Origin of the sequence: Actinomadura sp. NPDC023710 (assembly GCF_040639875.1) — a bacterium.
GTDB lineage: Bacteria > Actinomycetota > Actinomycetes > Streptosporangiales > Streptosporangiaceae > Spirillospora > Spirillospora citrea.
Map to the genome: position 1 here is coordinate 89,362 of NZ_JBFAGB010000011.1, position 20,300 is coordinate 109,661.

Genomic DNA, 20,300 nt, shown 5'->3' on the forward strand with positions numbered 1-20,300 from the left:
TGGGTGAGCACTCACTCATTTCAGGGAGCGGACATGGCGGGATCGATGCGGGCCTCGCGCGGAGGGTTCCCGGTGGCGGCCGCCGTCCAGGGCCTAGGGGCGTTCTGGACGAGCGGCCGCCGGGTCGAGCGCGCCTCCTACGCCGTCGGCGCGGCGCTCATGGTCTCGGGGCTGCTGCACCTGGTCGTGTTCGCGGTGGACGGCGGCCCGTGGACGGGGCCGGTGTCGTGGCGCAAGCCGGTCACCTTCGGGATCTCGTTCGGCCTGACCCTCCTCACGATCGCGTGGGTCAGCGCGTTCGTCCGGCTCGGCGACCGCGCGCGGACCGCGGTCCTCGGCGTGTTCGCGGCCGACTGCGTCGCGGAGGTCTCCCTCATCACCCTGCAGGCGTGGCGCAGGGCGCCGTCCCACTTCAACGAGGAGACGGCGTTCGACACGGTCGTCACCCGGATGCTCGCGGCGGGCGGCGGCGTCCTGGTCGTCACGCTGGTCGCGCTCGCGGTCGCCTCCTTCCGCCGTGACGAGGAGGTCGCGCCGAGCATGCGGCTGGCCGTCCGGTCCGGCTTCGCCGCGCTGATGCTCGCGCTGGCCTCCGGCGCGGCGATGATCGCCCGCGGCGTCGCGACGGTGGAGTCCGGCGACCAGCAGGCCGCCTACCACGTCGTCGCCGCGCTGAAGCCGGCGCACTTCGTGACCATGCACGCGATCCTCGTCCTGCCGCTGCTGGCCTGGCTGCTCACCTTCACCGGCCTGCCCGAGGCCCGCCGCGTCCGGGCCGTCGCCCTCGCCTCCGGCGCCTACTGGGCGGTGGCGGCGGTGGTCATCGCGGTCTCCGCCGTCCGCTTCGCGACCGCCTGAACCGGTCCGCCAGCGCGCGGCGGCGGACCGCCTTGGCTCCGGGCGAGGTCACGGGCGGAGCCCACCGGTCCTGCATACGCCGGCGCGCCGTCCGTGACGGACGGCGCGCCGGGTTCGGCACCGGACGGGGGTCAGTGCGCGCGGGCGCGGCGGGGGAGGAGGAAGGCGACGAGGAACGCGGCGGCGGTGAGGGCGGCGGTCAGGGCGGTGACCTGCTTCGCGGCCTCCAGCGCGGCCGGCGCGGCGAACCGTCCGGCCACCGGGGCGCCGATCGCCCCGAAGAAGACCGTGCCGAGGACCGCGACGCCGAGCGAGGCGCCGAGCTGCTGGACCGACTCCAGCGCGGCGGAGCCGGAGCCCACCTCGTGGTCGGCGATGCCCGCGACGATGACGTCGAACAGCGGGACGAAGATCATGCCCATGCCGGCGCCGAACAGCAGCAGCGGCGCGGCCAGGTGCCAGCCGCCGACGCCCGTCCCGGCCGCCTCGAACACCGCGTACAGGGCGGCCAGCCCGGCGATCATGAGAACCAGGCCGAGGTGCAGGATCCTGCGGCCCAGCCGGGTCATCGTCATGCCGCTGAACGCCGACCCGGCGAACGCCCCGATCGCCCAGGACGACATCGCCAGGCTCGCGGCCAGCGGCGTGTAGCCGAGGCCGAGCTGGAGGAACAGGCCGGTGGCCAGGGAGAACCCGGCGATCGCTCCGAAGAAGACGACGACGAACAGGACACCGGAGCCGTAGGCGCGGTTGGCGAACACGCTCAGCCTGACCAGCGGCGTCCGGCCCCGGCGGGTGCGGCGCAGCTGGTGCAGGGCGAACAGGGCGAGGACGGGGACCGAGCCCGCGAGCAGCGCGAGCGACCAGGCGGGCCAGCCGAGCTCGCGGCCCTGGACGAGGGGGTAGACCAGCATGCTCATGCCGAGGCCGCCGAGCAGCATCCCGGCGACGTCCAGGCCGCCCGAGCGGTCGGCGGCCGTCGGCGCGGGCAGCGCCCGGGCGCCCACGACCAGCGCGTAGACGCCGACCGGCACGTTCACCAGGAAGATCGCGCGCCAGCCGGTGCCGAGCGGGTCGGCGTCGATCAGCAGGCCCGCGACCACCGGGCCGAGGATCGTGGCCAGCCCGATCACCGGCCCGAACAGCGCGAACGCCTTGCCGGTGTGCCGGCCGAACAGGTCGCGGATCAGTCCGAAGCCCTGCGGGATCATCACGGCGGCGCACAGGCCCTGCGCGACCCGGGCGGCGATCAGGCTCTCCGGCGACCAGGCGAACGCGCACGCCACCGACATCGCCGTGAACGCGGCCGCGCCCGCCAGCAGGACGGGCCGCCGTCCGAACATGTCGCCGAGCCGCCCGCCGGTCAGCAGCGCCACCGCGAGGGCGAGCGTGTAGCCGGCGGCCGTCCACTGCAGCGCGGAGTACGAGCCGCCGAGGTCCGCGCGGATCGCGGGCGCGGCCACGTTCACCACGGTGGAGTCGAGCAGGTTCAGCAGCGTGGCGGCCAGGATCGCCGACAGGCCGAGCCAGCGGCGCGGGGCGGGCGCGGCGCCGTCGGCCGGGCGCGTCCCGGTCGCGGGGACCGGGGTTTCGAGGGTGGCGGTCATGATCCGTCCTTTCAGGGTGGAGCGGAATGCTCTGTTCCGATAATAGCAGAACGGAATGCTTCATTCCACACATGTCCCGGCTTCGTTCCGGCGGTGGGCAAGGGGTCCGCTTCGTCCCGGGATGCCATACGCTTCGAGGTATGGACGAGGTTTCGGCCAGCACCGCGCCGGGGGCGGAGCCCCGCGGGCGCGAGCGCGGCAAGGGCGGGCTGCGGCGCTTCCTGCGGCGCATGGCGTCCACCAAGGCCGAGTTGGAGGCCGAGGAGCTCCAGAAGACCACCGGCGACGAGGGCGCGACACCGATCACCGACTGCGGCGCGCGCAAGCGGCACTGCGTGGCGGGTACGCTACGTACCGTGACGCTCCGTCCCCGGGGCGGCGCCCCCGCCCTGGAGGCCGAGCTCTACGACGGCACCGACGTGATCAACCTGGTCTGGCTCGGCCGCCGCAGGATCGCCGGTATCGACCCCGGGCGCCGGCTGCGCGCCGAGGGACTCGTGAGCGAGCAGGACGGGCGCAAGGTCATGTTCAATCCGCGATACGAGTTGCGCGGCGGCGTGTGAGGCCGCGGCGATCCGCCGGGAGAGCGACGTGAGCGAAACGGAAACGGGCACCGCGCGGGAGACCGCCGCGCACGACACCGTGGAGGCGGCCGTCCGCGCCCAGCTCACCAAGGCGCTCGGCGGCGTGCGCGGCATGGTCGAGGCGGCGGTGCCGACGATCGCCTTCACCGCCACCTACGTCGCCGCGAAGGACGTCAAGCTCGCCGTCGGCGCCGGTGTCGGCGCCGCGGTGGTGCTGCTCCTGGTCCGGATCGCGCAGCGCTCCAGCCCGCAGTTCGTCCTCAACAGCCTGTTCGGCATCGCCATCGCCGCGTTCTTCGCGCTGCGCTCGGGCAAGGCCGAGAACGCCTTCCTGCCCGGCATCATGCTGAACGCCGGCTACGCCGCCGCGATGATCTTCTCGATCGCGGTGCGCTGGCCGGTCGTCGGCTTCATCATCGGATCGGTCACGGGCGACCCGACCGCCTGGCGGGCCGACCCCGGGATAGTCCGGCTGTGCTCCCGCCTCACCTGGCTGCTCGTGCTGCCCTGCATCCTGCGCGTCGGCGTCCAGTACCCGATCTACCTCGCGGACGGCGACCAGAGCGGCCTGCTCGGCCCCGCCAAGATCGTGATGGGCTGGCCCCTGCAGGTCGCCGCGCTCGCCGCCATGGTCTGGCTCCTCGCCCGCGGCCGTACCCCCATCCAGCGCGGAGGTCCGGCCGAGAGCGAGAAACCCGCCTAGCGCTACCGGCCGCCGAGGAGTTCGGCGAGTTCGTCCTCCACGTCCTGGCTGGCCACGAACATCAGCTCGTCGCCCGGCTCCAGGGTGTCGTCGGACGTCGGGACCAGCACCCGGCCCTCGCGCAGGATCGCCACCAGGGCGGTGTCGCGCGGCCAGGCCACCGAGCCGACGCGCTCGCCGCCGAGGGGGGCGTCGTCGGGCAGCGTCAGCTCCACCAGGTTGGCCTCGCCCTGCCGGAACGTCATCAGCCGGACGAGGTCGCCGACGCTGACGGCCTCCTCGACCAGCGCCGACAGCAGCCGCGGCGTGGAGACCGCCACGTCCACGCCCCACGACTCGTTGAACAGCCACTCGTTGTTCGGGTGGTTGATCCGCGCCACCACGCGCGGGACCCCGTACTCGGTCTTGGCCAGCAGCGAGACCACCAGGTTGACCTTGTCGTCGCCGGAGGAGGCGACCACCACCTGGCAGCGCTCCAGCGCCGCGTCGTCCAGGGCGGCGATCTCGCACGCGTCGGCCAGCAGCCATTCCGCGCGCGGCACCAGCTCCACCTTGATGGCCTTCGGGCTCTTGTCGATCAGGAGCACCTCGTGGCCGTTCTCCAGCAGTTCCTGGGCGATGGACCGGCCCACCGCGCCGGCCCCCGCGATCGCGACCCGCATCAAGCGTCCTCTCCGTTCCGCGCCGCGACCGCGGCGTTGACGCGCTCCAGGTCGTCGGCCCCCGCCATGATGTGCACGATGTCGCCGTCCTGGATCACGGTGTCCCGCTCGGGGACGAGCGCCTCGCCCATCCGGGACAGGAACGCCACCCGGGTCCCCGCGTGCTCCTCCAGCTCGCCGACCTTCTCGCCCACCCACAGGTGGCCGGAGTCCAGCTCGGCGAGGACGACCGCGCCGGTCGGGTCGCGCCACAGCGGCTCGGCGCCCTCGGGGAGCAGCCGGCGCAGGATCTGGTCGGCCGTCCACCGGACGGTCGCGACCGTGGGAATGCCGAGGCGCTGGTAGACCTCCGCCCGGCGCGGGTCGTAGATCCGGGCCACCACGTTGTCGACCCCGAACGTCTCGCGCGCCACCCGCGCGGAGATGATGTTGGAGTTGTCGCCGCTGCTGACGGCCACGAACGCCGACGCGCGCTCGATGCCCGCCTCGGCGATGACCTCGCGGTCGAACCCGAACCCGGTGATGCGGCGGCCCCGGAACCCGCTGCGCAGCCGGCGGAACGCCTCCGGGCTCTGGTCGATGATGGCCACCGAGTGACCCTTGTCCTCCAGGATGTGGGCGAGCGTCGAGCCGACCCGCCCGCATCCCATGATCACGATATGCACGGCCGTTCCCTCTTCCGTCCAGGGGGATGCTCCCCCTGTACCCCCCGCGCCGGGCACGGCATTCGCCGCCGACACCGCGCCGCACCCGAGGACCGTTTCCTGTGAATGATCCCTGCCGGGCTGCAAACCTACACATCCGCCCAGGCGAGTACTACTCAACCAGCAATCCGTCGGGGCGGCGAGGCGGTCGCGCGGCGCCCGCGGGACAGGGGCGGCCGGGCGCCAGGGCGGCGGTCCGCAGGGGCTAGAGTCTCGTTGCGTGTCAAAGGTTCCGGACCTCGCGAAGCGGCTCCTCCTCGGCCGCGCGCTGAGCAGCTCCCAGCAGCACGAGCAGCTGCTGAAGAAGCGCATCGCGCTGCCCGTCTTCGCGAGCGACGCGCTGTCGTCGGTCGCCTACGCCCCCCAGGAGATCCTCCTCGCGCTCGGCGCGGGCGGCCTCGTGATGTACCACTACACCCCGTGGATCGCCGCGGCCGTCGTGATCATCCTGCTGACCGTGGTCGCCTCCTACCGGCAGAACGTCCGGGCCTACCAGAGCGGCGGCGGCGACTTCGAGGTCGCCACCACCAACCTCGGCGACAACTGGGGCGTCGTGGTGGCCAGCGCGCTGCTGGTCGACTACGTCCTCACCGTGGCGGTGTCGGTGTCGTCGGGGGTGGAGAACCTCGGCGCCCTGCTGAAGTTCATGCAGCCGCACGAGGTCGCCGTCGCGATCGTCATCGTCGTGCTGCTCACCCTCGGCAACCTGCGGGGCCTCAAGGAGGCCGGGGCCGCCTTCGCGATCCCCACCTACCTGTTCATGTTCGCGGTCTACAGCATGCTGGCGTGGGGCCTGGTCCGGCTGGCCTCGGGCACCGAACTGCAGGCCGAGACGGCGCACTACGAGGTCCGCGGCGACGAGACGGGCATCGCCGGGTTCGCGCTGGTGTTCCTGCTGCTGCGGGCCTTCTCCTCCGGCTGCGCCGCGCTGACCGGGGTCGAGGCGATCAGCAACGGCGTGCCCGCGTTCCGCAAGCCCAAGGGCGAGAACGCCGCCACCACCCTGCTGATGCTCGGACTCGTCGCGATGACGATGTTCGGCGGCGTGAGCGCGTTCGCCTACATCACCGACGCCAAGTTCGCCGAGCCCGACCAGGGCAGCCAGTTGATCGACCCGTCCACCGGCAAGCCCGTGACCGACGCCGACCCGGTGATCGCGCAGGTGGCGCACACGGTGTTCAGCAACTTCACCCCCGGGTTCGCGCTGGTCACCGCGATGACCGCGCTGATCCTCTTCCTCGCCGCCAACACCGCGTTCAACGGGTTCCCGGTGCTCGGCTCGGTCCTCGCGCAGAACCGCTACCTGCCGCGGCAGTTGCACACCCGCGGAGACCGGCTCGCCTACAGCAACGGCATCATCATCCTGGCCACCATGGCCGGGCTGCTGATCTACGCCTACGACGCGTCCGTCAGCCGGCTGATCCCGCTCTACACCGTCGGCGTCTTCGTGTCGTTCACCGTCAGCCAGGTAGGCATGGTCCGGCACTGGAACCGGCTCCTGTCCACCGAGTCGGACCCGACGCAGCGCCGCCGGATGCGCACCTCCCGCGGGATCAACGCCTTCGGCGCCACCCTCACCGGCATCGTCCTGGTCGTCGTGCTGATCACCAAGTTCGCGCTCGGCGCGTACATCGTCTGCATCGCGATGCCGCTGCTGTTCCTGCTGATGAAGGGGATCAGGCGGCACTACGACCGGGTCGCCGCGGAGCTGGTGCCCTCCGGCGAGGACGTCGTGCTGCCCGCCCGCAACCACGGCATCGTGCTCGTCTCCAAGATCCACAAGCCGACGCTGCGGGCCCTGGCCTACGCCCGCGCCACCCGCCCGTCCACGCTGGAGGCGGTGACCGTGGCGGTGGACGCCGAGGAGTCGCAGCGGCTCCAGCAGGAGTGGGACGCCCTCGACATCCCCGTCCCGCTGAAGATCCTCGACTCGCCGTACCGGGAGATCACGCGCCCGGTCCTGTCCTACGTCAAGAGTGTCCGCCGCAAGAGCCCCCGCGACGTCGTCACCGTGTTCATCCCCGAGTACGTCGTCGGCCACTGGTGGGAGCAGCTCCTGCACAACCAGAGCGCGCTGCGGCTGAAGGGCCGGCTGCTGTTCCAGCCGGGCGTGATGGTGACGAGCGTCGCGTGGCAGCTGCAGTCCTCCGACCGGCTCAAGGGGCGGACCGAGCCGCCCGGGCCCGGCTCGTCCCGGCGCCCGCCGCGGACCGGGGCACACCCCGGTGCCGGTAGTGTTTCGGACCGTGACTGAACTCGAACCCGACGTCCTCGAACTGGAGGTCGGCAACGTCGCCAACGGCGGTTTCTGCGTCGCCCGGCACGAGGGGCGCGTGGTCTTCGTCCGGCACGCCCTGCCCGGCGAACGGGTGAGGGCCCGCGTCACCGACCGAACCAAGAACTTCCTCCGCGCCGACGCCGTGGAGATCATCGAGGCGTCCCCCGACCGGGTGCAGGCGCCCTGCCCGTTCGCCGGTCCCGGGCGGTGCGGCGGCTGCGACTGGCAGCACGCCTCCCTGCCCGCCCAGCGGGCGCTCAAGGCCGCGGTCGTGCAGGAGCAGCTGGAGCGGCTCGCCGGGATCACCCGCACGGTCGTCGTGGAGGAGGTCCCGTACCCGGTCGACGGCGAGGTGACGCCGCCGCCGGGGCTCGGCTGGCGCACCCGCGTCCAGTTCTCGGTCTCCTCCGGCGCCGTCGGCCTGCGCAAGCACCGGTCGCACGACATCGAGCCCGTGGACGAGTGCCTGATCGCCCACCCCGGCGTGGAGCTGATGGGCATCGAGCGCAAGCGCTGGCCGGGCGCGACCGGCGTCGAGGGCGTGGTGTCGGCGAGCACCGGCGACCGCCTGGTGGTGCTGCGCGGCCGCGACCGCCGCAAGATCCGGGTCCCGCGGCTGGACGTGCCGGTCCGGCTCGTGCGCGGCAAGCCCGAACCGGGCGCCGGGCTCCCGTACGTGCGCGAGGAGGTCTCCGGGCGGCTGTACCAGGTCAGCGGCAGCGGCTTCTGGCAGGTGCACCCGGGCGCCGCGCAGCTGCTCGCCGACGCCGTCCTGGACGCCCTCGAACCGAAGCCCGGCGACATCGCCCTCGACCTGTACTGCGGCGTCGGCCTGTTCGCCGGCGTCCTCGCCGACCGCGTCGGCGACGAGGGCCTCGTCGTCGGCATCGAGTCGGACGGCCAGGCCGTCCGCGACGCCCGCTTCAACCTGCGCGACCTGCCGAACGTCTCGATCGAGCGCGGCTCCGTCGAGGAGGTCATCACCGACCTGGAGTTCGGCCGCGCGTCCTCGGGTTCCCGCACGCAGAACAAGCGCGGCACCGGCCACCACGGCGGCTCCCGGGTCCGGAAGGCCGACCTCGTCGTCCTCGACCCGCCCCGCACCGGCGCGGGCCGCGAGGTCGTCGACCACATCACCCGCATCGCCGGCCGCAAGATCGCCTACGTCTCCTGCGACCCGGCGACCCTGGCCCGCGACCTCGCCTACTTCAGCGAACGCGGCTGGACCCTGGAGTCCCTCCGCGCCTTCGACGCCTTCCCCATGACCCACCACGTAGAGTGCCTCGCCACCCTCGTCAGAGGTTGACCAGCGCCCTGAGCAGCCAGATTGTCGGTCTGTGAGGGATTGGACGGGACGCCGAGGGACGTAGATTCCCACCCCTCATGACGCACCAACGACGCATGCGCGAGGTGCGTGAACGCCGTGCACGATCATGACCGCATGGCGTCAGCGCCGCTCCAATTTCGCGGCCCCAATCCCAGCGAGATGGGCTGCGCCGACAGGAAGAGCGTGGCCGGATAGTGACAGAGGGCTACCCTGCGTGAACCGTTCACGGAAGGTGAAGCGTCCAACACGCGTCCCTCCGCCGTCGGCAGATCACGACAGGACCGTCCATGCGCAGACTCACCATCCATGCCGCACTTCTCGCGGCCGCCCTGGCCCTCACCGCGTGCGGAGGCACCGCGGAGAATGCCACCCCCGCCAAGACCGTGACCGTCGCACCGCCCAGCGCCACCGCGCCCGTGAGTACGCCGACCGTCTCCCCGAGCAGCACGAAAGTCCCGGCCGCGAAGAAGGTCCGCGTCCCGAACGTGGTCGGGAAGAACCACCAGACCGCTCAGAACATCATGCAGGCGGCCGGACTCTGGATGCTGCAGGAGGAGGACGCGACCGGACAGGGGCGAATGCTCATCCTGGACCGCAACTGGCAGGTGGTCCGCCAGAAGCCGAAGGCTGGGACGAGCGTGGCGCCGGAGGCGACGATCACCCTGTACTCGAAGAAGATCGGAGAATAGCCCGGCACATCACCGCCCGTCGGCCAGCCTGCCGGCGGGCGGTCGTCATTCCACCGGGAGGACGTACTCCGCCTCGTACCGGTCCGTGGGGACGATGATGGCGGCCGTCTCCACCGGACGCTCCGCCGTGCGATAGGTACGCCGGATCACCAGCACGACCGACCCGAGTGCCTCGCCGAGCAGCTCCGCCTCCGATTGCAGCACGGGCCGCGCCGTCACGACCTCCTGCACCGACTCGATGTGCTGCCCGATCGCCCGCATCCGCGCGACCACTCCGGCGCCGGCGTGCGGGCCCTCCTCCGGAAACATGATGGGTGTGCCGCCGGTGAGGGCGAGCGGCTCCCAGCTCGTGGACAGCATCACGGGTCGCTCGTCGGCCAGGAAGGTGTATCGGCTCGTCATGACCGGGTCACCCGCCGCGAATTCGAGCCGCTCGGCGATCTGTGGGGTGGCGGAGCCGGTCTCGGACGAGACGCGCCACGTGCCTTCGCGGCCCTGCCTGGCCATCTCTGACCGGAACGGCGAGCCGTCCCGGTCCGACGTGCCGTACCAGTAGCGGGCGAGGCGCTTCAGCTCAGGCTTGCGTCGCACATACGTGCCCGAGCCGGAGCGCGCTTCGAGGAAGCCCTCGGAGGTCAGCAGACGGACGGCGCCGATGGCGACCTGATCGGACACTTCGTACTGCTCACGGATCTGGGTTCGCGACAGAACCCGCTCACCCGGCGCGAGTCGACCGTCGATGATCTGCTGCCTCAGATCGTCGGCTATGCGCTGGTATGCGGGCTGGGTCACGGCGTCTCCGATTGCCGGGTGCGAGTGCTCGGACACAGCTTGACAACCTGTGCGCACTGCTTGCAAGCTGTGCGCACAGGTTGTTCCTGTGACGACACGATCACAGACCGTAGGTGGTTTCCGTGGAGTGGAGCCAGACCTACCCCGGCTGCACGTCCATGGTGCCGGCCGCCCGGGCCTTCGTACGTGGGATGCTCGGCGACTCCCCGCGCCGGCACGACGCCGAACTCGTCACCGCCGAACTCGTCGCCAACTCGCTGCGCCACACGCCGAGCGGCGACGGCGGCGAGGTCACCGTCACCGTGGCGGTGGCGCCCGGCCGCGCCCGCATCGCCGTCCGCGACTCCGGCGACGGGACGCGCTGGCAGCCTTTCTCCGGCCTCCCGGTGGACGAGGACGACCACGGCCGCGGCCTGTTCATCGTCTTCGCCCACGCTGACAAGGTCGGCCACGACGCCGATGCCGACGGGCAAACCATGTGGGCCGAGCTGACCTGGAGCGAGCAATGAGCAACGTCCGCGATCTCATGGCCGCGACGGCGGACGACATCGTCCTCCAGCTTGCCGAGATGAGCAAGGAGTTCCCGAACTGGACGATCAAGCTGGTCGATTCCTTCGCCCCGTATCAGGCGGTCCGGGACGATACGGAGCCGATGATGCTGGGTGCGCGCTCCTGCGTGGGCTTGCGCGCCCTGCTGGAGAAGACCGACGTAGCCGGCCTCGCCGCATTGCGCGAGCACATGGCGGTCCGTGGGTTCGAGGTGGAGTTCGACGGCTCCAGCCTCACCGTGAAGGCGGCGCTCGACGGCGCCGGTGTGCCTCGCGCCGTGAAGATCACGTGCAAGGCGCGGGGAAGCGACGGCGGACGGCTCTGGTTCTGGACGCACTGGGGTGAACCGCTGGCCGAGGCGGGCGACATCACCGGCGCGGAGGTCGCCCTCGTCGGGCTGCTGGCAGCCCGACCATGAGCCGGGTGGTGGTCAGCTGATCAGGTGGCGCCGTTATCTCCGCCGCCGTGCCCGACCATGCCAGGCACGGGAGAGGTTGCGCGAAGGTCGCACCGAAGGGGCGTGGGCGCTCGACCCGGTAGCGTGACGTGCGCGCGTGAGCGACGCGACGACAGGAGGACATATGCGACTGCCCCGATGGGCTCCATGGGTCGAGGGCGTGCTGAGCGGTTCCCCGGCCATCACCAGCGTGAAGCCCTTCGCCGACGCGGGGATCACCGATCCCCGGTTCGGGCACATCATCACTCTGTCCACGGGCGCCCAGATCGAACTCCAATGGGTTCGGACCAGTCCGCCGTCGGGCGATGACCGCGAGGAGGTCCCGGTCACCGGTGAGCCGCCCGTGCCGGTGACCCTGCCGGAACTGCCGAGCTCGGGCCGGACGTCGCTGAGCCTGATCGAGCAGCACCTCGCCGCGCTGATCGTTAACGGGGGGAATCCGGAGATCCGAGCGGTCGAGCGGAAGTCGACCCGCGAGGACGCCGGGCTGCGACCGTGCTGCGTCATCGTGCGCATGCACAGCGGCGCCGACATCTTCGGCGTTTTCCGAAACCTGGCGTCCGCTGGTGCCTCGATCGGCCAGGGGGGTGAGTTCCAGCAGAGAGAGGAGGTGTGATGAGAGATGGCGAATTGCCCTAACTGCGGACAGTCCACGTCCGCCGGGGCGGGTGAGCCGACGCCGGCGCATCAGCCGCCCGGCAGCCGGACCACGTGTCCCGGCACCGGCCGACCCGCCACATGAGGTGGCGGCCCCGCCCAGGCGAATTGGGCGGGGCCGTCCGCGCGGAGATTACCGGCATATCGGGCAGGGTGAAACGTCCTTCTTACGCGAAGCCGGAAGGCGGGAGCGTCCGCGCGGTCTTGCAGACGACGTCCGGAAAGGATTTGGCGGGTGGTCGGTATCCGAGAGTGCAGGGAGGAAGACCTTGAGCTGCTGGAGTCCCGGATCCCCTCGCCCGGCCGGACCAGGAGGCACGCGGCACGGTTCGACCAGCAGCAGCGCGGTCTCACCACGTTCCTGATCGCCTGGGCCGAGAGCGTTCCCGTCGGAACGGCGCAGATCCTGTGGCACGGCTGCGCCGCTCCCGAAGTGAGGCAGCGGCATCCGGATTGCCCCGAGCTCAACGGTCTGGGCGTCTGGCCGCCCGAACTGAGGTCCCAGGGCATCGGGCGCGCCATCATCGACGCGGCAGAAGCCCTCGTCCGCCAACGCGGCCACGACCAGATCGGGCTGGGTGTGGACGACGACAACCAGCGCGCAGCCGCTCTCTACCTGCGACTCGGCTACCAGGAAACCGGCTGCCGCTACTTCGATCGGTACCACTACATCGACGACCATGGGACCCGCCATGAAGTGGTCGATCCCGCGCGGTTTCTGGTCAAGCGACTCGGCGGAGACGCCTGACGCGACCTGCCGCGTGGAGTGCCTCGCAACGCTCTTACGTGGCTGACCTCGGAAAATGGGTTGCGCCCACGGGTTAGCGTGGTTGTGTGATCGAGATCAGGGACGTGCCGGAGGCCGATGCCGGGCTGATGGTCGACTTCGCCGGGATGGTGTTCCACGTTCCCGTGGAGGAGATCGACCGCGAGCGGGACGGGTGGCCGGTCGCGCGTGCCGAGCGGATCGGCGCCTTCGACGGGGAGACCAAGGTCGGGCAGTTGGCGGCCCTGCCGATGCGGCTCGCGGTGCCGGGTGCGCTGCTCGACTGCTCGGCGGTCACGTTCGTCGGGGTCCTGCCCACGCACCGCCGCCGGGGGATCCTGACGTCCATGATGGACCGGATGGCCGCTGACGCGATCGCCGCGGGGCGCCCGGTCGCCGCGCTCTGGGCGTCCCAAGGCGCCATCTACGGTCGGTACGGGTTCGGTCTGGCCACGCGGGCGATCGGGCTGGAGGTGGACACGTCACGTCCGCTGGAGCTGCGGACGGTGCCGGACGACCGGCCGCTTCGGCTCGTTGACGTCGCGTCGGCGTTCGATGTGGTCGACCCGATCCATCGGCGGTCGCTGACGGTGCGGCCTGGCGGCCTGGTCCGCGACCCGGAGTGGTGGGCGCGGGGGATCCTGCGGCCGGTCGACCGGGACGCCCCCGGGTACACCGCGCCGCGCATCGTCGTGCATCCCGCCGGTTACGCGGTCTACCGGGTCTTGAAGGGGACGGTCAGGGTCGTCGACCTTGTCGCCGACACGCCCGGGGCCGAGGCCGCGCTCTGGGGGTTCCTGGCGTCGATCGACCTGACGTCCCGCGTCGAGGCGCCGAACCGCCCGGTGGACGACCTGCTGCCGCACATGGTCGTCGATCCCGACCGGGTCGCCGTCAAGAGCGACTACGGCGCGCTGTGGCTCCGTCTGGTCGACCTGCCGGCCGCTCTTCGGGCCCGTTCCTGGGCCGCCGAGGACGCCTTCGTCCTGGAGGTCGACGATCCTCGCATCCCGGCGAACGCGGGCCGCTGGCTGCTCAAGACCGGCGCGGCGCCTGTCTGCGAGCGCGCCTCCGGGCCGCCGGACCTGAGTCTGAGCGCGGCCGACCTCGCGGCCGTCTACCTGGGCGGCCAGAGTCCGGTCACGCTGGTCCGGATCGGCGCCGTCGCCGAGCACACGCCCGGCGCGGCGGCCCGTCTGGAGGCCGCGTTGGCCGTTCCTCTGGCGCCTTACCTCAACGACGACTTCTGAGTCAGCGCCAGAAGAAGACCTTGGCGCTGGCCTTGGCGATGGTCGCGGCGGCGGCGCCCTGGTGGAGCAGCTGGAAGCGCACGCGCTTGCCCGCCTCGACGGTGTCGGCGGCGAGGCCGTAGACGAGGTTGGTGGTGTCGCCGACGGAGATGAAGTCCTGGACGGGGCCGACCTGGTAGTCGGAGGCGTTGCCGTCCGCCACCTCGATCACCCGGGCCTGGATGAGCGTGCCCGCGGGGACGCCGCTCAGCGCCGCGCTCACCGACAGGCTGTAGCGGGCCGATCCGGTCAGCAGGCTGGGGCCGCCCGGGTCGTTGTGCTGGTGCTCCTTGTCGGAGTACTCCTTGCTCCAGGTGACCTCGGTCCACTTGCCGGGAGGAAGCTCCTGGTGGTCGCCACCGGTGCCGACGGACACGTAGTCGGGCATGTCGTCCTCTCCCTGGGGCGAGACGCCGACGCGCCACTGCCCGTAGTCGCTCTTGACGCCGCGGTCGTAGTCGACGCCGACGCCGTTGATCGTGTGGTCGTTGGAGTACTGCTGGAGCTGGGCGCGGGCGTCCCACCTGCCGCCCGACCAGGCGTACGTCTGCCAGCCGAAGGTGATCTTCTTGGCGTCGAAGGCGCGCTTGACCGGGCCGTACCCGCCGTACAGGCCGACCCGGCCGCGGCCGAGGACGCTCGCCGCGCCGTCCAGGTAGGCGTTGATCTCGTCCTGCTGCCCGGAGGTGGCGTCCCAGTCGGCGGCGAAGTAGACGGGCCGGTCGTCCGGCATGCCGCACGCCTCGGCCTGGGCGGCGGCGTCGCGGGCGTCGGCCGCGCCGGCGGACCGCCCGTCGAGAGGGCGCTTGGCGGTCGACTCCCACACGACGACCAGCCAGATGCCCGCGGCGGACAGCTCGTCGGCCTCCTTGCGGGTCAGGTTCTTGCCGGTCGTGTCGTGCGACAGGTAGCGGCACGCGAACTCGGCCCCGGCGCGTTCCAGCGCGGGCGCGCCGGGGCGGCCCCACGCGTAGTCGACGCCGAAGACAGCCATGTCAGCTCCATGTGTCGGGGATTGTCACGGTCTTGGCGATTTAACAGGCTTTGTGCTTTGGGGCGCAGGAGATTGCGGAGGTTGACCGTCCTGAAGGGGTGGGGCGGTCAAGAGTCGCCGTGTGTGACGACACGCCGACGCCGCGTTGGCGGGCGCGCCTCCTGATCACTAGAACGGACGGTGACCGGTAAGAAAACCGCAGGCCACGGGGGGTTCGTAGTGATCCGGACGTTGAGGGTGCAGGGCATGGTGCTGGCGCTCGCCGCACCGCTGCTGGGGGGCGTGCTCGCGCCGGCCGCGGCGCGGGCCGACGGTCCCGGCCCGAGGACGAGACCCAAGCCGCACGGCGTGCACGCCGCGGGCGTGGCGCTTCGCACGAGCGGCCCCGCGAGCGCCGTGGTCCCGGGACGCACCTACGAGTGGACGTTCAAGCTGACCGCCAAGGGGCCGCGGAAGTCCGGCAAGGCGGTGTTCAGGGCGAGGCTGCCGAGATCGCTGGCGTTCGTCTCGGGGAACAGGGACTGCGCGGCCGCGGGGTGGACGGTCGAATGCGACCTCGGCGCCGTGCGGAAGGGGCAGACGGTGACCGGCGCCCTCAAGGCCAAAGTGTCCAGGAGCGCCAGGCCCGGCCAGAGAATCCACCTGCGCGGGACGGTGAGGTGGGGCAGGGCGCACGCGTCCCGCACGTTCCCGGCCGTCCGCGTCGCCGGGGCCGCCCACCTCGGCCACTCCAAGGCGGCACCCAAGAAGCCGGCGGCCCAGAAGCCGGCGGCCAAGAAGCCGGCGGCCAAGAAGCCGGCGGCGGTGCGGAGGATCTCTTCTGCGCGATGACACCGGCGGGCGTCGACCCGCCGCGCGACGGCCGCCGGGTTCGTACGAGGATGGGGACATGCGACTTCGAATCTTCACCGAGCCCCAGCAGGGGGCGACGTATGAGACACAGCTCGCCGTGGCCAGGGCGGCCGAGGACCTCGGCTTCGACGCGTTCTTCCGTTCCGACCACTTCCTCAAGATGGGGGACGTGACGGGCGAGCCGGGCCCGACCGATTCCTGGATCACCCTGGGCGCGCTGGCCCGGGAGACGAGCCGGATCAGGCTCGGCACGCTGGTGACGGCCGGGACGTTCCGCTACCCGGGGCCGCTGGCGATCTCCGTCGCGCAGGTCGACCAGATGAGCGGCGGGCGCGTCGACCTGGGGCTCGGGACGGGGTGGTACGAGGAGGAGCACACCGCCTACGGCATCCCGTTCCCGAGCCTGGGCGAGCGGTTCGAGCGGCTTGAGGAGCAGTTGCAGATCCTCACCGGGCTGTGGGGGACGCCGTCCGGCGAGACCTTCTCCTTCAGCGGGGAGCACTACACCCTGAGCGGGTCGCCCGCGCTGCCCAAGCCCGTGCGGCCGGGCGGTCCGCCGATCATCATCGGCGGGGCCGGGGCGAAGCGGACGCCGCGGCTCGCCGCGCGCTACGCCGACGAGTACAACGTGCCGTTCCACCAGCTCAAGGACACCGGCGGCGCGTTCGACCGGGTCCGCGCGGCGTGCGCGGAGGCGGGCCGGACCAGGCCGCTGGTGTACTCGGCCGCGCAGGTCGTCTGCTGCGGGCGGGACGAGGCGGAGGTGAAGCGGCGCGCCGACGCCATCGGGCGGAAGGCGCCCGAGCTGCGCGAGAACGGTCTGGCCGGGACTCCGCAGGAGCTGGTCGACAAGCTCGGCCGGTTCGGTGAGCTGGGCGCGGAGTGCCTCTACCTCCAGGTCCTCGACATGAGCGACCTGGATCACCTGGAGCTGCTGGCCTCCGAGGTGATGGGCAAGGTCTGACGACGAGACAGGGCCCGCGCCCGGGGGAGTTTCCCCGGGCGCGGGCCCTTTGCGTTCCGTCAGGCGGCTTCCTCTTCCGGGCGCGCGTGCATCGGCAGCAGGAACGTCGCGAGGAAGGTCAGGCCGAGGAGCCCGACCTCGACCCACAGCGTGATCTTCATGGCGTCGCCGAACCCGACCTTGGCCGCGTGCTCCCCGGCCTCGGCGACCGCCTTCTGGACGGCCGGCGCCGACTGCGGCGCCGCGGTGACGGCGGCGACGGTGGCCTCTTCAAGACGGTGGCAGGACGCGGGCACGGCGGCGGCGTCCTTGGCGGTGGCGCGGTCGCGGCCGCAGCCGCGCAGACCGTCCACGACGCGGTCGCGCTGCGGGGCCGGGACGGACGCGGCGGCGAGGTCGCGGCGCAGGGCGGCGGCGCCGTCGTCGGCGGCGGTCGCGACGTGCCCGCCGAGCAGCCCGAAGAAGACCGTGCCGAGGACGGCGGCGCCGAGCGCGCTGCCGAGCTGCTGGACGGCGGTGAGCGTGCCGCCCGCCGAGCCGGTCTCCTCGGGCTCGACGCCCGCGAGCACGGTGTCGAAGAAGGGCCCCATCAGCAGGCCCATGCCGATGCCGGTGACGGTCAGCGCGGGGACGAGCTGCCAGGGGGTGACGTCGATCCCGGCGTACCGGAGGGTGAAGTACAGCCCGGCGATCCCGGCGGCCATGATGACGGCGCCCGCGTGGATCACCTTGCGGCCGAGGCTCTGCACGGCCTGCATGACGCCGAACCCGATGACGATGCCGACCGACCACGGGATCTGCGCGAGGCCCGCCTTGAGCGGGGAGTAGCCCAGCCCGAGCTGGAAGAACAGCGCCAGCACCAGGCCGAGGCCGGCGACGCCGGAGAAGAACACCAGGCCGACGACGAGGCCGCCGGTGAAGCCCCGCTTGCGGAACAGGCTCGGCACGATCAGCGGGTCACCGCCGCGGCGCTGCTTGCGGGTCTCGTACCAGGCGAACGCGCCCCACACGACGAGGGAGGCGGCCATCATGGCGAACGTCCAGGCGGGCCAGTCGTGCTCGCGGCCCTGGACGAGGGGGTAGACCAGCAGCCCGGCGCCGAGGGAGGCCAGGGCGGCGCCGGTGAGGTCGAGGCGGGAGGCGTGCTCGGCGCGCCCTTCGGGCAGGAACTTCAGCCCGGCCAGCACGGCGGCGGCGCCCAGCGGCAGGTTGATCAGGAAGATCATCCGCCAGCCGGTGCCGAACAGGTCGGCGTCGATCAGCCAGCCGGCCAGCACCGGGCCGCCGACCGACGACAGCCCCATGACCGGCCCGAACATGGCGAACGCCGCGCCCATCTCCTTCGCCGAGAACATCTGCTTGATCATTCCGATGCCCTGCGGCAGCATCAGCGCGCCGAACAGGCCCTGCATGCCGCGGGCGCCGACCAGCATCCCGGGGGAGCCGGCGATGCCGCACAGCAGCGAGCCGACCGTGAAGCCGGCCGCGCCGATGACGAACATCCGCTTGCGTCCGTAGAGGTCGCCGAGGCGGCCGCCGGTGATGAGCCCGACGGCCATGGCGAGGGTGTAGGCGGCGGCGAGCCACTGGATGGTGGCCGCCGACCCGCCGAGCTCGGCGCGGATCGTGGGGGCCGCGATGGCCGTGATCAGGGCGTCCAGCATGTCCATGACCTCGCCGGCGAGGATCACGAACAGGGCGACCCAGCGCCAGCGGTAGCCGCCGTCAGCGGTGCCCCGGGCAGGGGAGGTCAGTGTGTCGGTCATGGTCACTCCGGGGGGAACAGTGTTCGTTGGTTACGAACAATGTTCTAAGGGCGAACGCTGTTCGTGTCAAGTACGATGTTCGTGTTTCGAAGAATTCTCTCCGCAGTAGAGAAGATATATCGCGATTCGCGATAGTCAAGATGTATCGCGAGATTGGGAGGTCCCGACGTGGCCGAAGCCGACCGAGGCGCACGCCCGGACATGCCGACGCCGCCCGGCCGCAGGCCGCGCAAGGCCGCGCCCGCCCGGCAGCCGCTCACGCAGGAGCTGGTCGTCGACACGGCGATCCGCGTCCTGGACGCCGAGGGGCTGGAGGCCGTCACCATGCGCCGCGTCGCCCAGGAGCTCGGCACGGGCCCGGCGTCCCTCTACGCCCACGTCTCGAGCAAGGAGGAACTGCGCGAGCTGATGCTCGACCGGGTGGCCGCCGAGATCCGGCTACCCGTCCCGGACCCGGAGCGCTGGCAGGAGCAGCTGAAGGAGCTGGCGCGCGAGATCCGCCGCGTCTACACCTCGCACCGCGACATCGCGGTGGTGTCGATGGCGCTCATCCCCACCGGACCCCATCTGCTGGACGTCGCCGAGGCGCAGCTCGCCCTCATGCACGCCGGCGGCGTCCCGAAGCGGATCGCCGGGCTCGCCGTCAGCACCCTCGGCATGTTCCTCGACGCCGACGCCATCGAGGACACGCTTCACCACGCCAAGACGCCCGCGGGGGCGGGGGACCCGTGGACGTACTTCCAGGAGTACCTCAACCAGATCCGCGAGTACTTCGCCGCCCTGCCCAAGGACCGCTACCCGACGGTCTCCGGCATGGTTGACGAGCTCACCGCGGAGGACGGCGACGGGCGCTTCGAGTTCGGCCTCGACATGCTCGTCCGGGGGATCGCCTCGTACGCCGCGGAGGCGTCCCGCCCCGCGGGGGACGGCTAGGCGAAGGCGCGCTCGAAGGCCGCGTGCCTGGGAGCGCCTGCGGCGGTGTCCCAGACGGCGAAGACCACGTGCTCGAACCGGTCCGCGAACCCTCCGCCCGGACGCAGCGCTTCGGCGAACACTTCGGCGACCTCGGCCGGGTCGTTGCGGAACACTCCGCAGCCCCAGGCGCCGAGCACGAGCCGGGTGTGGCCGTTGGCCAGCGCCACGGCGAGGACCTTGCGCGCCCGCAGCCGCAGCACCTCGGGAACCTGCCGGGCCTTGCCCGCGTCCCGGATCGCGCCGCGGTTCGGGGCGGGCGACGTCAGGAACGTGACGCCGTACGGTTCCTCCAGGAGCCGTCCGGAGTCCTCCCGGAACACCGGCACGTCCGGCGAGTAGATCATGTGGTCGCTGTAGAGGAGATCTCCCTGGGCGCGGTGGAAGTCGTAGTACTCCCTGGCAGAGAGCAGCGACTCGTACAGGCCCGACGAACGCGCCAGCCCTTCCTCCTGGGCGTGGGCTCCGTTCAGGAAACCGCCGCCCGGGTTCTTCGCGGAGGCGAAGTTGAGCGCGAACGGGGTCGTCCCGGGGGCGCACAGCCGTCGCGCGGCGGCGAGCGTGGTCTCGCCGGTCACCTCGATCCGCGTCCGCGTGTCAGGGTCGGCCGGTGGGAGCCGCTTCAGCAGCGTGTCCAGCTCGTCCGGCCGGTAGAGGACGGTGCGCCGGACGGCCTCGGCCAGGCCGTCCGCGATCGAGACGGCGCGGCCGGACGGCGCCGTGTAGTCGCCGCGCTCGAGGATGGCCACGGTCTCCTGCGCGGTCATGCGGCGGGGGTGTCTGCTCATGTCCCCCCGGATTCTGCTGGCCTGCCGAACCCGGACGCAAAC

The 20,300-nt window shown here is 71.8% G+C and carries 21 protein-coding genes; 14 read left to right on the forward strand and 7 right to left on the reverse strand.

Annotated elements, in window-relative coordinates; translation table 11 throughout:
- Nucleotides 1-33 precede the first annotated feature (33 nt).
- Nucleotides 34-858 (forward strand): hypothetical protein, encoded by an 825-nt coding sequence (locus AB0H37_RS14905; RefSeq protein ID WP_329087896.1) that lies wholly within the window; start codon nucleotides 34-36, stop codon nucleotides 856-858.
- A 131-nt stretch (nucleotides 859-989) separates the two neighbouring features.
- On the opposite strand, the gene AB0H37_RS14910 is transcribed toward AB0H37_RS14905, so the two are convergent.
- The gene (locus AB0H37_RS14910) at nucleotides 990-2,465 is read right to left on the reverse strand and encodes an MFS transporter (protein WP_179836373.1); all 1,476 of its coding nucleotides are present in this window, start codon (nucleotides 2,463-2,465) and stop codon (nucleotides 990-992) included.
- Between the two features lie 230 nt (nucleotides 2,466-2,695).
- Between AB0H37_RS14910 and AB0H37_RS14915 the strand changes: the two genes are divergently transcribed.
- Together AB0H37_RS14915 and AB0H37_RS14920 are read left to right on the forward strand one after the other, a co-directional pair.
- Nucleotides 2,696-3,028 (forward strand): OB-fold nucleic acid binding domain-containing protein, encoded by a 333-nt coding sequence (locus AB0H37_RS14915; RefSeq protein ID WP_218936192.1) that lies wholly within the window; start codon nucleotides 2,696-2,698, stop codon nucleotides 3,026-3,028.
- A gap of 28 nt (nucleotides 3,029-3,056) precedes the next feature.
- Complete coding sequence (locus AB0H37_RS14920; protein ID WP_329087900.1) at nucleotides 3,057-3,752, forward strand: DUF3159 domain-containing protein; 696 nt, start codon at nucleotides 3,057-3,059, stop codon at nucleotides 3,750-3,752.
- A 2-nt stretch (nucleotides 3,753-3,754) separates the two neighbouring features.
- Here AB0H37_RS14920 and AB0H37_RS14925 read toward each other — a convergent pair whose 3' ends face one another.
- Nucleotides 3,755-4,414 (reverse strand): TrkA family potassium uptake protein, encoded by a 660-nt coding sequence (locus tag AB0H37_RS14925; protein ID WP_179836370.1) that lies wholly within the window; start codon nucleotides 4,412-4,414, stop codon nucleotides 3,755-3,757.
- Nucleotides 4,414-5,079 (reverse strand): TrkA family potassium uptake protein, encoded by a 666-nt coding sequence (locus AB0H37_RS14930; RefSeq protein WP_179836369.1) that lies wholly within the window; start codon nucleotides 5,077-5,079, stop codon nucleotides 4,414-4,416. The genes AB0H37_RS14925 and AB0H37_RS14930 overlap by 1 nt, the downstream gene beginning before the upstream one ends.
- A gap of 259 nt (nucleotides 5,080-5,338) precedes the next feature.
- Between AB0H37_RS14930 and AB0H37_RS14935 the strand changes: the two genes are divergently transcribed.
- From AB0H37_RS14935 to AB0H37_RS14945, 3 genes are all read left to right on the forward strand, one after another.
- Complete coding sequence (locus AB0H37_RS14935; protein WP_329087904.1) at nucleotides 5,339-7,372, forward strand: APC family permease; 2,034 nt, start codon at nucleotides 5,339-5,341, stop codon at nucleotides 7,370-7,372.
- Nucleotides 7,365-8,702 carry a class I SAM-dependent RNA methyltransferase gene (locus AB0H37_RS14940; RefSeq protein ID WP_329087906.1) on the forward strand — a complete coding sequence of 446 codons (1,338 nt, stop codon included), beginning with the start codon at nucleotides 7,365-7,367 and terminating at the stop codon, nucleotides 8,700-8,702. The genes AB0H37_RS14935 and AB0H37_RS14940 overlap by 8 nt, the downstream gene beginning before the upstream one ends.
- Nucleotides 8,703-9,010: 308 nt before the next feature.
- Nucleotides 9,011-9,412, forward strand: a complete 402-nt coding sequence (locus AB0H37_RS14945) for a PASTA domain-containing protein (RefSeq protein ID WP_360613072.1) — start codon at nucleotides 9,011-9,013, stop codon at nucleotides 9,410-9,412.
- A gap of 45 nt (nucleotides 9,413-9,457) precedes the next feature.
- On the opposite strand, the gene AB0H37_RS14950 is transcribed toward AB0H37_RS14945, so the two are convergent.
- Nucleotides 9,458-10,204: a GntR family transcriptional regulator gene (locus AB0H37_RS14950; protein WP_360613074.1), complete on the reverse strand. Its 747-nt coding sequence runs from the start codon at nucleotides 10,202-10,204 to the stop codon at nucleotides 9,458-9,460.
- Between the two features lie 122 nt (nucleotides 10,205-10,326).
- Between AB0H37_RS14950 and AB0H37_RS14955 the strand changes: the two genes are divergently transcribed.
- The 5 genes from AB0H37_RS14955 (at nucleotide 10,327) to AB0H37_RS14975 (ending at nucleotide 13,883) form a co-directional block, all read left to right on the forward strand.
- Nucleotides 10,327-10,713, forward strand: a complete 387-nt coding sequence (locus tag AB0H37_RS14955; RefSeq protein ID WP_360613076.1) for an ATP-binding protein — start codon at nucleotides 10,327-10,329, stop codon at nucleotides 10,711-10,713.
- A complete protein-coding gene (locus AB0H37_RS14960; RefSeq protein ID WP_360613078.1) occupies nucleotides 10,710-11,171 on the forward strand; it encodes a hypothetical protein in 462 nt (153 codons plus the stop codon). Before AB0H37_RS14955 ends, AB0H37_RS14960 begins: the two co-directional genes overlap by 4 nt.
- Before the next feature lie 229 nt (nucleotides 11,172-11,400).
- The gene (locus tag AB0H37_RS14965; protein ID WP_329087915.1) at nucleotides 11,401-11,826 is read left to right on the forward strand and encodes a hypothetical protein; all 426 of its coding nucleotides are present in this window, start codon (nucleotides 11,401-11,403) and stop codon (nucleotides 11,824-11,826) included.
- Between the two features lie 276 nt (nucleotides 11,827-12,102).
- Nucleotides 12,103-12,615, forward strand: a complete 513-nt coding sequence (locus AB0H37_RS14970) for a GNAT family N-acetyltransferase (RefSeq protein WP_360613080.1) — start codon at nucleotides 12,103-12,105, stop codon at nucleotides 12,613-12,615.
- 86 nt (nucleotides 12,616-12,701) lie between these two features.
- Nucleotides 12,702-13,883: a GNAT family N-acetyltransferase gene (locus AB0H37_RS14975; protein WP_360613081.1), complete on the forward strand. Its 1,182-nt coding sequence runs from the start codon at nucleotides 12,702-12,704 to the stop codon at nucleotides 13,881-13,883.
- A 1-nt stretch (nucleotide 13,884) separates the two neighbouring features.
- Here AB0H37_RS14975 and AB0H37_RS14980 read toward each other — a convergent pair whose 3' ends face one another.
- Nucleotides 13,885-14,916 carry a glycoside hydrolase domain-containing protein gene (locus tag AB0H37_RS14980; protein ID WP_360613083.1) on the reverse strand — a complete coding sequence of 344 codons (1,032 nt, stop codon included), beginning with the start codon at nucleotides 14,914-14,916 and terminating at the stop codon, nucleotides 13,885-13,887.
- A gap of 180 nt (nucleotides 14,917-15,096) precedes the next feature.
- Between AB0H37_RS14980 and AB0H37_RS14985 the strand changes: the two genes are divergently transcribed.
- Complete coding sequence (locus AB0H37_RS14985) at nucleotides 15,097-15,747, forward strand: hypothetical protein (RefSeq protein ID WP_360613085.1); 651 nt, start codon at nucleotides 15,097-15,099, stop codon at nucleotides 15,745-15,747.
- 58 nt (nucleotides 15,748-15,805) lie between these two features.
- On the forward strand, nucleotides 15,806-16,732 hold the full coding sequence (locus AB0H37_RS14990; RefSeq protein WP_360613087.1) for an LLM class F420-dependent oxidoreductase: 927 nt from the start codon (nucleotides 15,806-15,808) through the stop codon (nucleotides 16,730-16,732).
- Nucleotides 16,733-16,791: 59 nt separating this feature from the next.
- On the opposite strand, the gene AB0H37_RS14995 is transcribed toward AB0H37_RS14990, so the two are convergent.
- Entirely contained in the window at nucleotides 16,792-18,498 is a 1,707-nt protein-coding gene (locus tag AB0H37_RS14995) for an MFS transporter (protein WP_329087928.1), read from the reverse strand.
- 168 nt (nucleotides 18,499-18,666) lie between these two features.
- Here AB0H37_RS14995 and AB0H37_RS15000 point away from each other — a divergent pair, with 168 nt between their 5' ends.
- The gene (locus AB0H37_RS15000) at nucleotides 18,667-19,431 is read left to right on the forward strand and encodes a TetR/AcrR family transcriptional regulator C-terminal domain-containing protein (protein ID WP_360613089.1); all 765 of its coding nucleotides are present in this window, start codon (nucleotides 18,667-18,669) and stop codon (nucleotides 19,429-19,431) included.
- On the opposite strand, the gene AB0H37_RS15005 is transcribed toward AB0H37_RS15000, so the two are convergent.
- Nucleotides 19,428-20,258 (reverse strand): TIGR02452 family protein, encoded by an 831-nt coding sequence (locus AB0H37_RS15005; RefSeq protein ID WP_329087932.1) that lies wholly within the window; start codon nucleotides 20,256-20,258, stop codon nucleotides 19,428-19,430. The two genes, AB0H37_RS15000 and AB0H37_RS15005, sit on opposite strands and share 4 nt — an antisense overlap.
- Nucleotides 20,259-20,300: the final 42 nt, after the last annotated feature.

Coding starts and splice junctions, on each gene's coding strand:
- AB0H37_RS14905 (WP_329087896.1), top strand. CDS start 34: ATGGCGGGATCGATGCGGGCCTCGCGCGGAGGGTTCCCGGTGGCGGCC.
- AB0H37_RS14915 (WP_218936192.1), top strand. CDS start 2,696: ATGGCGTCCACCAAGGCCGAGTTGGAGGCCGAGGAGCTCCAGAAGACC.
- AB0H37_RS15005 (WP_329087932.1), bottom strand. CDS start 20,258: ATGAGCAGACACCCCCGCCGCATGACCGCGCAGGAGACCGTGGCCATC.
- AB0H37_RS14945 (WP_360613072.1), top strand. CDS start 9,011: ATGCGCAGACTCACCATCCATGCCGCACTTCTCGCGGCCGCCCTGGCC.
- AB0H37_RS14925 (WP_179836370.1), bottom strand. CDS start 4,414: ATGCGGGTCGCGATCGCGGGGGCCGGCGCGGTGGGCCGGTCCATCGCC.
- AB0H37_RS14980 (WP_360613083.1), bottom strand. CDS start 14,916: ATGGCTGTCTTCGGCGTCGACTACGCGTGGGGCCGCCCCGGCGCGCCC.
- AB0H37_RS14995 (WP_329087928.1), bottom strand. CDS start 18,498: ATGACCGACACACTGACCTCCCCTGCCCGGGGCACCGCTGACGGCGGC.
- AB0H37_RS14990 (WP_360613087.1), top strand. CDS start 15,806: ATGCGACTTCGAATCTTCACCGAGCCCCAGCAGGGGGCGACGTATGAG.
- AB0H37_RS14910 (WP_179836373.1), bottom strand. CDS start 2,465: ATGACCGCCACCCTCGAAACCCCGGTCCCCGCGACCGGGACGCGCCCG.
- AB0H37_RS14960 (WP_360613078.1), top strand. CDS start 10,710: ATGAGCAACGTCCGCGATCTCATGGCCGCGACGGCGGACGACATCGTC.